Source organism: Selenomonadales bacterium, assembly GCA_017442105.1.
Classification (GTDB): Bacteria; Bacillota; Negativicutes; order RGIG982; family RGIG982; genus RGIG982.
In genome coordinates this window covers 1-8,714 of sequence record JAFSAX010000176.1, presented here as the reverse complement: position 1 = coordinate 8,714, position 8,714 = coordinate 1, and the positions used below count along the sequence as shown (strand labels likewise).

Annotated in this window: 11 protein-coding genes; 10 read left to right on the top strand and 1 reads right to left on the bottom strand. The window is 49.2% G+C overall.

The annotated features are described in order from the left end of the window. The 3 genes from IJN28_07010 to IJN28_07000 form a co-directional block, all read left to right on the top strand. The coding region (locus IJN28_07010; protein MBQ6713515.1) for a hypothetical protein at positions 1-86 on the top strand (86 nt) is incomplete at its 5' end. A gap of 10 nt (positions 87-96) precedes the next feature. Further along, a complete protein-coding gene (hisZ, locus tag IJN28_07005) occupies positions 97-1,284 on the top strand; it encodes an ATP phosphoribosyltransferase regulatory subunit (GenBank protein ID MBQ6713514.1) in 1,188 nt (395 codons plus the stop codon). A gap of 4 nt (positions 1,285-1,288) precedes the next feature. After that, the gene (locus tag IJN28_07000; GenBank protein MBQ6713513.1) at positions 1,289-1,813 is read left to right on the top strand and encodes an HD domain-containing protein; all 525 of its coding nucleotides are present in this window, start codon (positions 1,289-1,291) and stop codon (positions 1,811-1,813) included. Here IJN28_07000 and IJN28_06995 read toward each other — a convergent pair. Then, the gene (locus tag IJN28_06995) at positions 1,810-2,757 is read right to left on the bottom strand and encodes a D-2-hydroxyacid dehydrogenase (GenBank protein MBQ6713512.1); all 948 of its coding nucleotides are present in this window, start codon (positions 2,755-2,757) and stop codon (positions 1,810-1,812) included. The two genes, IJN28_07000 and IJN28_06995, sit on opposite strands and share 4 nt — an antisense overlap. A 158-nt stretch (positions 2,758-2,915) precedes the next feature. Between IJN28_06995 and IJN28_06990 the strand changes: the two genes are divergently transcribed. The 7 genes from IJN28_06990 to hisF are packed head-to-tail and all read left to right on the top strand — an operon-like array spanning position 2,916 to position 8,706. Continuing rightward, positions 2,916-3,581, top strand: a complete 666-nt coding sequence (locus IJN28_06990) for an ATP phosphoribosyltransferase (GenBank protein MBQ6713511.1) — start codon at positions 2,916-2,918, stop codon at positions 3,579-3,581. Beyond that, entirely contained in the window at positions 3,578-4,921 is a 1,344-nt protein-coding gene (gene hisD, locus IJN28_06985; protein ID MBQ6713510.1) for a histidinol dehydrogenase, read from the top strand. The genes IJN28_06990 and hisD overlap by 4 nt, the downstream gene beginning before the upstream one ends. After that, complete coding sequence (gene hisC, locus IJN28_06980) at positions 4,918-5,976, top strand: histidinol-phosphate transaminase (GenBank protein ID MBQ6713509.1); 1,059 nt, start codon at positions 4,918-4,920, stop codon at positions 5,974-5,976. The genes hisD and hisC overlap by 4 nt, the downstream gene beginning before the upstream one ends. A gap of 1 nt (position 5,977) precedes the next feature. Next, entirely contained in the window at positions 5,978-6,562 is a 585-nt protein-coding gene (gene hisB / locus IJN28_06975) for an imidazoleglycerol-phosphate dehydratase HisB (protein MBQ6713508.1), read from the top strand. A 37-nt stretch (positions 6,563-6,599) separates the two neighbouring features. Beyond that, complete coding sequence (gene hisH, locus IJN28_06970; GenBank protein MBQ6713507.1) at positions 6,600-7,208, top strand: imidazole glycerol phosphate synthase subunit HisH; 609 nt, start codon at positions 6,600-6,602, stop codon at positions 7,206-7,208. Between the two features lie 12 nt (positions 7,209-7,220). Then, positions 7,221-7,943 (top strand): 1-(5-phosphoribosyl)-5-[(5-phosphoribosylamino)methylideneamino]imidazole-4-carboxamide isomerase, encoded by a 723-nt coding sequence (gene hisA, locus IJN28_06965; protein MBQ6713506.1) that lies wholly within the window; start codon positions 7,221-7,223, stop codon positions 7,941-7,943. Between the two features lie 4 nt (positions 7,944-7,947). Further along, on the top strand, positions 7,948-8,706 hold the full coding sequence (gene hisF / locus IJN28_06960; GenBank protein ID MBQ6713505.1) for an imidazole glycerol phosphate synthase subunit HisF: 759 nt from the start codon (positions 7,948-7,950) through the stop codon (positions 8,704-8,706). Positions 8,707-8,714 lie beyond the last annotated feature (8 nt).

The following is an 8,714-nucleotide window of genomic DNA, read 5'->3' as shown; positions in this document are numbered from 1 at the left end:
CCGCAACGATCAGCCGTGTAAAGCGATGCTTGAATTATGGTGCAGACGGATATAAAACAGTTTTGGCTCGTTTGGAAGAGAGATAGGAGAATCACAATGAGATCACAAGAATTGTTATGGAAGATTCCGTATGGAACGAAAGACCTGCTTCCGCAAGCGGCAGCAGGCAAACGTGCGATCGAAGAAAAGTTGGCGGCGATGTTCCGACGCTGGGGCTATGATGAAGTGATCACGCCGACGATGGAATTTCTTGATACATTTACGAAAGGCGATACCGAGAAAAGAGAAGCGGGACTGTATAAGTTTTTTGATCGCAGCAATCAGATACTTGCGCTTCGCTCGGATATGACGACGCCGATCGCGCGTGTGGCGGCAAGTCGATTGAAAGATGCGCCGACACCGCTGAAATTGTGCTATGTCGATAACGTATTCCGCTACGAACAGGCGCAGGCAGGTCGTCAATGCGAATTTTATCAAGCAGGAGTTGAGCTTCTTGGGATTCCCGATGCTTCTGCCGATGCAGAGGTCATCGCGATCGCAGTCGAATCGCTTCGACAGGCAGGCTTGCCGAATTTTAGGATCAGTTTAGGTCAAGTCGACTTCATCAACGGTATCATGGAAGCGAGCGGTCTTACCGACGGTGAGATCGAGCGCGTAAAATCGGCAATGGTACACCAAGATCTGGTTGGTCTTGATGCGATACTGGAAGCAACGTCCATTACCGACGAAATGAAAAATTTGATTCGTCAGATACCGCTTCTGCATGGTGGCGAGGAGATCCTGAACGAAGTATATCAAAAAGTGAAAAATGCGAAGAGCCGTGCGGCACTCACTAATCTTGCCGAGATATACCGCTTGCTTGCATGCTACGGTGTAGAAAAAGAGATACATTTTGATCTGGGTATCATTCGTGATTTCGATTATTATACGGGTATGGTATTTGAAGGATATGCACCGGGGCTCGGATTCCCGATCTGCGGTGGTGGTCGTTATGATCAGATGCTCAAGAGCTTCGGTACAGATTGTCCGGCAACGGGATTTTCAGTCGGTATCGAGCGTATCATGTTATCGCTCGAAAGACAGGGATTGGCAACCGACCTTCGCCAAAAAGATGTCTATATCGGTTGGCAGCACGGTAAGATGCCCGACGCTATCCGAGAAGCGAACAGACTTCGCGTAGAGGGACTTTGTGCAGAACTCGGTATGACACCGCAGTCGAAGGAACAGGCAGAGCAGTGTCAGCAGGATAAGGGTTATACGCGCCTTGTCTATATCGAAGGATAAGACGATGCGAGCGAAACAATTCTGGGCGGCGATCACAGCTCATATTACAATAGAAGATTCGATATGGGTAAATGGGATTCTGTCGCCAAGGGAGGCAAGCCTTTTTTGGCGAATGAATCTACCCGATCAACAGCATGCGATACGCGTTGCCCAAAGTGCGCTCGTATTAGCGCAGAGAGTACGGGAAAATGTCGATACAGATCTTCTTCTTCGCGGAGCACTGCTCCATGATGTTGGGAAAATATACGGAGATGTCAGTACGGCAGATAAGGTGATTACTGTTATAGGACATAAATTCGCGCCCCGCATGATGAGATCATGGGGGCGCGAAGGCCGTGGAAGCAGACTCGATAATCTGCGGCACGCATGTTATGTTTATTTTCATCATCCGCGAAGAAGTGCGGAGTTTCTCAAAGAGATCGGTGCGGAAGAAGAACTTATCGAGCTCGTCTTACATCATCACGAGCCGATGATGAGCGGAGAGCGTACGGAGCTTACACTGCTTCGCCAAGCCGATGAGATGCATTAGTAACCGCGTTCTTTGTCGATGACGTTCATCATGGATTTGTTATTCATGTAGAGCACCAAGTTTTCGCAGAAACATTGCATTGCTCTGTCAAGATAGAGTGGCGAAACTGCGGCGCAATGCGGCGTAATCAATACATTGTCCATTTTCCAGAGAGGAGACGATTCCGGCAGCGGTTCCGATTCGAATACATCGAGTGCCGCGCCCGCAATCTTCTTCTCGGTCAAGGCTTGTGCAAGTCCTTCGGCAGAAACGACAGTGCCGCGTGCGACGTTGATGAGAACGGCAGATTCTTTCATACGGCAGATTCGTTCGTAAGAAAAGAGACCGACTGTATCGGGCGTTTCGGGAACAGTCAAGACGACATAGTCTGCTTCGCCGAGAAGGCGGTCAAGTTCACTCGGCGGACAGAGTTCATCGACGAACAGCTCTTGTGTCATCGTTTGTTTTGTGGCTACGATACGCATATTGAACGCTTTGGCACGTTTGGCGATCTCGCGGCCGATACTGCCAAGACCGACGATGCAGAGTGTTTTGTTATAAAGCTCCGTGAGGCTCAATCGTTTCCAAACGGCATCTTGTTGCTGGCGTGCGAATCCTGCAATACTGCGAGAGAACGCAAGCATCATGCCGAACACGTGCTCCGACATAGGAATACCGTGAATGCCGCGTACATTTGTTAACTGGATAGATGCTTCGGCGACCATCGGCGAGAGTATTTTCTCGACACCTGCGCTTAAAGCATGGATCCAACGAAGACGCGGTGCATTCGGCAAATGTTCGTCAATATTGATGAACCCCCATGCGATCAAGATATCGGCAGTCGGCAGATGTTGACCTAACTCTGAGTCTTCGCATGTGATGATATTAGCATCGGGAACGATATTGTGTACCCAATCTATGTGACGTTGTGATAAGCGATTGGCGACGACGATGTTAAGCGACATACAGTAACACTCCTTTTATCGGTTAAATAAATATATGCGTATTTATTTCGATAAAGACTGAAAAAGTTCCTACAAACCAATTGCAAAAAATATGTGGAAATGATAAGATAGTAACATATTAACGCTTTAAAAGACTAAAGTAAAATCAGGAGGGGCTTATGACTGGGAATGATATGGAATATTTGACGATTGCTTTACCCAAAGGCAAGTTGTTTGATTTATCGGCGAAGAAGTTCGCACAGATTGGTTATACGGCAGAAGATCTGTCGGAGAAGTCCCGTAAGTTGATTATAGCCAATGATGAGAAAAAAATTCGTTTTATTATTACGAAGACGGCCGACCTTCCGACGTATGTAGAATATGGTGCGGCAGATATCGGTATCATCGGCAAGGACGTTCTGATGGAGAATAACAAGGATGTCTACGAACTTCTCGATATGGGATTCGGAAAATGTCGCTTGATGGTAGCGGTGCCCGAAGCGAAGCTTCGCCCGAATCTGGCAGACTATGCGAATCTCCGTGTAGCAACGAAGTTTCCGAATATTGCACAGGATTTTTTCGACAGACAGGGTATGCAGATGGAGTTCATTAAGCTGAACGGTTCTATCGAGCTTGGACCAATGGTAGGTTTGGCAGAAATGATCGTTGATATCGTGGAAACGGGTCGCACGCTCAGAGAGAATAATCTCAAAGAGATCGCACCGATCTGCACGACGACGGCGCGTTTGATCGCCAATCGTGTTAGCTTTAAGATGAAGTATGAGCGTATTCAAGAAGTTGTAAGAGAGATGAAAAAAGTATTGGCAGAGGAGGCAAACGGATGAGGATCGTTGAGGCAAACAGCATAACGCGCGATGAGATGCGCCGTTTGCTGGAAAAACCTGCGTTTGATGAGGTCGTTCTCGGTGAAGGTGCGCAGGCAAAAGTAGAGGCGACGTTCGGCCGCAGATTAACGGCAGAAGAAGTTGTGAATGAAATCATTACCGCTATCCGTAAGGAAGGCAATGAGGCGGTATTCCGTTATACGAAACTGATCGACGGGGCAGAACTTACACCTGAGTCGATGGAAGTCAGTGAAGCAGAATATGAAGCGGCATTTGCGAAAGCAGACCCGCTCGTTGTGCAGTCGATCAAAAAAGCGATCGCAAATGTACGTAGTTTTCACGAAGAGCAGCTGCCGAAATCGTGGATAACGTATCGTGAAAAAGGTGCAATGCTTGGACAGAATTGTCTGCCGATCGAGCGCGTCGGGATCTATGTACCGGGCGGTACGGCATCGTATCCGTCGTCCGTTGTGATGAATGCCGTTCCTGCGAAGGTTGCAGGCGTATCGGAGATCGTTATGGTCGTTCCGCCCGCCCGTGACGGCAGTGTCAACGAGTATGTTCTTGTAGCGGCACGGCTGGCAGGTGTTACGCGTGTGTTCAAACTCGGTGGTGCACAGGCTATCGGCGCACTTGCATTCGGTACGGAAACGGTACCGAAGGTAGATAAAATTACAGGCCCGGGTAATATTTTTGTAACGCTTGCGAAAAAAGCCGTCTACGGCCATTGTGATATCGATATGCTGGCAGGTCCGAGCGAGATATTGATCCTTGCCGATGAAACTGCCGACCCTGCGTATGTTGCGGCAGATATGCTCAGTCAGGCCGAACATGATGTGTTGGCATCGAGCATCGTTATCACGACGAGTGAAGCACTCGTACCGCAGATCAAGGCAGAGCTTGAGAAACAGCTGGCATTGCTTCCGCGGCAAGAGATCGCGCGCGCATCGCTTGAGAAAAACGGCATGATCGTCATTGCGAGAGATAAAGAAGAAGCGGCACAGCTTGCTAATATCTCTGCGCCCGAGCACTTGGAAGTCTTGATGAAAGATCCGTTTATGATGCTTCCGCTTCTCAAAAATGCGGGTGCTATCTTCCTTGGTGCGTATTCGTCCGAACCGCTCGGCGATTATCTGGCAGGTACGAACCATGTTCTTCCGACAGGCGGAACGGCACGTTTTTACTCTGCGCTGAACGTAGAAACATTTATGAAAAAAACAAGCATCATTGCTTATACAAAAGAAGCACTTGCTGATGTAAGTGATGATATTATCCGTTTGGCAGAAGCCGAAGGGCTCAAGGCACATGCCAATGCGATTCGCGTAAGGGGGGAACGCTGATGTTTCGACCGGGACTTGATAAGCTCCCTGTATATGGAGTAGAAGAACAAGATTGGCGTATCAAAGTAGACGCCAACGAATCGAACCGCAATCTTCCGCCGCTTGTGGCAGAGCGTGTCGAAGGCCGCCTTTCTTATGTGGCGTTCAATCGTTATCCCGATATTGCTATGACCGAACTGCGCGAAGAGATCGGACGCGGCAGTGGTTATGATATTGATAATGTATGGCTCGGCAATGGTTCGAGCGAGATCTTAGAAAAATTATTCTTTTTGTACGGTGGTGCAGGAAGAAGCATCGTATTCCCCGTACCGTCGTTCTCGATGTATGCCATCTATGCGAAAATATCGGAAAGCACAGCGGTACCTGTACCGCTTGAAGCCGATTATACAGTCGATAAAGAAAAACTGTTGCGGGCGGCAGAAGAACATGATGCCAAATTGATCGTCCTTTGCAATCCGAACAACCCGACAGGTACGGCTACTCCGCTTACGGTGGTCGAAGATATCGTTCGTCGTGCGAAATGTCCTGTTGTTGTCGATGAGGCATATATGGAATTCTATGGTGAAACGGCACTTCCGCTCGTTGCGCAATATCCGAATCTCATTGTAGCGCGTACGTTCTCCAAAGCGTACGGCGCGGCAGGTATCCGTGCGGGCTATGTCATTGCGAATGAAGACGTGGTCGCGATGCTTCGCAAAATATCGATGCCGTATCATATCAACAAATTGACACTTACTGTTGCCGAAACGATCTTCCAGATGCGGGATGAATTTATTCCGTATATCCAGCAGACGATCATCGAGCGTGAACGTATGGCGGCCTTTATTGAAACAGAAACGAATATCACCGTTTATCCGTCGTCTACGAACTTCCTTCTCCTCAAAGTCGAAGGTGCGGGAGAGTTGGCGAAATATCTTGCGAATATCGGTATTGCCGTACGCTCGTTCGCCAATGCACCGATGCTTGAGAACTGTATTCGTATCACGATCGGTACAACGGCAGAAAATGATGAAATTATGAACGCCATCAAACGGTGGTGTAAGGGAGCGAAGTAGTATGCGCGTAGCGACGATAACCAGAGCGACGGCTGAAACGGAGATTCGTGTCAGCTTAGACCTCGACGGAAGCGGACAAAGTCATATCAGAAGCGGTATCGGATTTTTCGATCATATGTTGACGCTGTTTGCGAAACACGGTGGATTTGACTTGGTCGTAGAGTGCCATGGTGATATCGAAGTAGACGGACATCACACCGTAGAAGATATCGGTATCGTTCTCGGACAAGTATTCGCGAAATGTACTGGTGATAAGATCGGTATGGCGCGTTACGGTTCGTGGCTGTTGCCGATGGATGAAACGCTCATTATGGCGGCGGTCGATTTCAGCGGCAGACCGTATCTCGTATACGATGCGCCTGTCGATGCACCGATGATCGGAGCGTACGATACGGAACTGACAGAAGAATTTTTGCGTGCGTTCGTCGTTCATGCGGGAATTACGCTTCATGTGAAGAAAGTACATGGCAAAAACGCACATCATATCGTGGAAGGCATCTTTAAAGCACTTGGCCGCATCATGCGTCAAGCAACGCGCATCGACTCTGCGATCCAAGGTGTTTTGTCGACGAAAGGCAGTCTGTAAGAACGAAGACTGCAATAACTGTGAAAAGGTGAGAACAATGATAGCGATCATTGATTATGGTATGGGTAATCTCCGCAGTGTCGAAAAAGCTCTGCATGCAGTCGGGGCAGAGGCTGTCATTACGAGTGACGCCGAAGTCATTCGTCGTGCCGCCAAGGTCATTCTTCCCGGTGTCGGTGCATTCGGAGATTGTATGAAGAATCTCGAACGATACGGTCTTATTCCCGTTATCCATGAAGCAGTTGGATCGGGTAAACCGTTCCTCGGTATCTGCCTCGGACTTCAGCTTTTGTTTGAGTCGAGTGAAGAAAGCCCGGGTATAAAAGGCCTCGGCATCTTCAAAGGTGAAGTAAAAGCGATTCCGCCATGCGGGCTCAAGGTTCCGCATATGGGCTGGAACAGCTTATCGTATCAAACGCCGTCACCTCTTTTTGAAGGGATCTCGGAAAATGAATACGTTTATTTCGTACATAGTTTTCACGCTGTGCCGAACGATACATCTATCGTTACCGCGCAGACGGAATACGGTACGATGCTGACGGCAGCAGTCGGGAAGGATAATGTGCAGGCGGCACAGTTCCACCCCGAAAAATCGAGCCGTGTCGGTCTTTCGATGCTGAAGAATTTTGTAAACTGGAACAAATAGGAGGAGAATCGAATGATTTTATTTCCTGCAATAGATATTCGCGGCGGCAAATGTGTTCGTCTTTTGGAAGGTCGATTCGACCAAGAAACGATATTTGCCGACCGCCCTGCCGACATGGCGATCAAATGGGAGGCACAAGGCGGCAAGTATCTGCATATCGTCGATCTTGACGGCGCACTCCAAGGTAAGCCTGTCAACCTTGATGCGATTCGTGATATTATAGCGAACGTTTCTGTGCCTGTACAGCTCGGTGGTGGGATCCGCAATCTTGATTCGATCGAAGCGTGGCTTGACGCAGGTGTCGATCGTGTCATTCTTGGCTCGATCGCCGTGAAAGATCCCGAATTGGTAAAAGAAGCGTGCCGTTTATTCGGCGAACGTATCGTCGTCGGCATTGATGCCAAAGGCGGAGAAGTCGCGGTAGAAGGCTGGGGTATCTCGGGCGGCGTACAAGCAACCGAGCTTGCGAAACGTATGGCTGATGTCGGTGTTGCACGTATCATCTATACGGATATTTCGCGTGACGGAACGCTTAGCGGTGTCAATGTCGAATCGACAGTCGAGCTTGCACGGGCGGCAGGTATTCCTGTTATCGCATCGGGCGGTGTGGCAGGTATGGACGATGTTTACCGCGTAGCGGCATCGCCCGAAATCGAAGGTATGATCATCGGTAAGGCACTTTATACGGGCAAGATCGATCTCAGAGCTGCGCTTTGCGTAGCAGAAGGGAGATGAGTGGATGTATACGAAACGTATTATTCCTTGTCTTGATGTCAAAGAAGGCCGTGTCGTAAAAGGAACGAACTTCGTCGGTCTACGTGATGCGGGCGATCCTGTTGAGCTTGCGGCGAAATATGACCTCGAGGGTGCCGACGAACTCGTATTTCTCGATATCACGGCATCGGTAGAAGAACGTGCTACGATGCGCGAGGTCGTTGACAAAACAGCGTCGGAAGTATTTATGCCGTTGACTGTCGGCGGTGGTATCCGCACAGTCGAAGATGTTCGCAAGATGCTTCAAGCAGGTGCGGACAAGGTATCGTTCAATACAGCGGCTATCAAAAATCCGGCCATCTTGCGTGAATGTGCCACGCTCTTTGGTCGTCAATGCACCGTTTTGGCTGTCGATGCCAAACGTGTCGGCGACAATAAATGGGAAGTCTATATCAACGGCGGTCGTACACCGACAGGCCTTGATGTGCTCGAATGGGTGCGCGAAGCAACGGCGCTCGGTGCGGGAGAAATTCTCTTGACGAGCATGGATGCAGACGGTACGAAAGACGGCTATGATATTGCGCTTACACGTGCCGTATCGGAAGCTGTATCCGTTCCTGTCATCGCCTCGGGCGGTGCAGGCAAGCTAGAACATTTTTACGAAGTATTGACCAAAGGCAAAGCAGATGCTGTGCTGGCGGCCTCGGTATTCCATTACGGACAGTTCCGTGTCCGTGAAGTCAAAGAGTACTTGAGAGAGAGAGGAGTAGAAGTACGATTATGAATTTAGAT

Bases quoted from the DNA above. Each gene is read 5' to 3' on its own strand.
- hisZ (MBQ6713514.1), top strand. From the start codon at position 97: ATGAGATCACAAGAATTGTTATGGAAGATTCCGTATGGAACGAAAGAC.
- IJN28_07000 (MBQ6713513.1), top strand. From the start codon at position 1,289: ATGCGAGCGAAACAATTCTGGGCGGCGATCACAGCTCATATTACAATA.
- IJN28_06995 (MBQ6713512.1), bottom strand. From the start codon at position 2,757: ATGTCGCTTAACATCGTCGTCGCCAATCGCTTATCACAACGTCACATA.
- IJN28_06990 (MBQ6713511.1), top strand. From the start codon at position 2,916: ATGACTGGGAATGATATGGAATATTTGACGATTGCTTTACCCAAAGGC.
- hisD (MBQ6713510.1), top strand. From the start codon at position 3,578: ATGAGGATCGTTGAGGCAAACAGCATAACGCGCGATGAGATGCGCCGT.
- hisB (MBQ6713508.1), top strand. From the start codon at position 5,978: ATGCGCGTAGCGACGATAACCAGAGCGACGGCTGAAACGGAGATTCGT.
- hisH (MBQ6713507.1), top strand. From the start codon at position 6,600: ATGATAGCGATCATTGATTATGGTATGGGTAATCTCCGCAGTGTCGAA.
- hisA (MBQ6713506.1), top strand. From the start codon at position 7,221: ATGATTTTATTTCCTGCAATAGATATTCGCGGCGGCAAATGTGTTCGT.
- hisF (MBQ6713505.1), top strand. From the start codon at position 7,948: ATGTATACGAAACGTATTATTCCTTGTCTTGATGTCAAAGAAGGCCGT.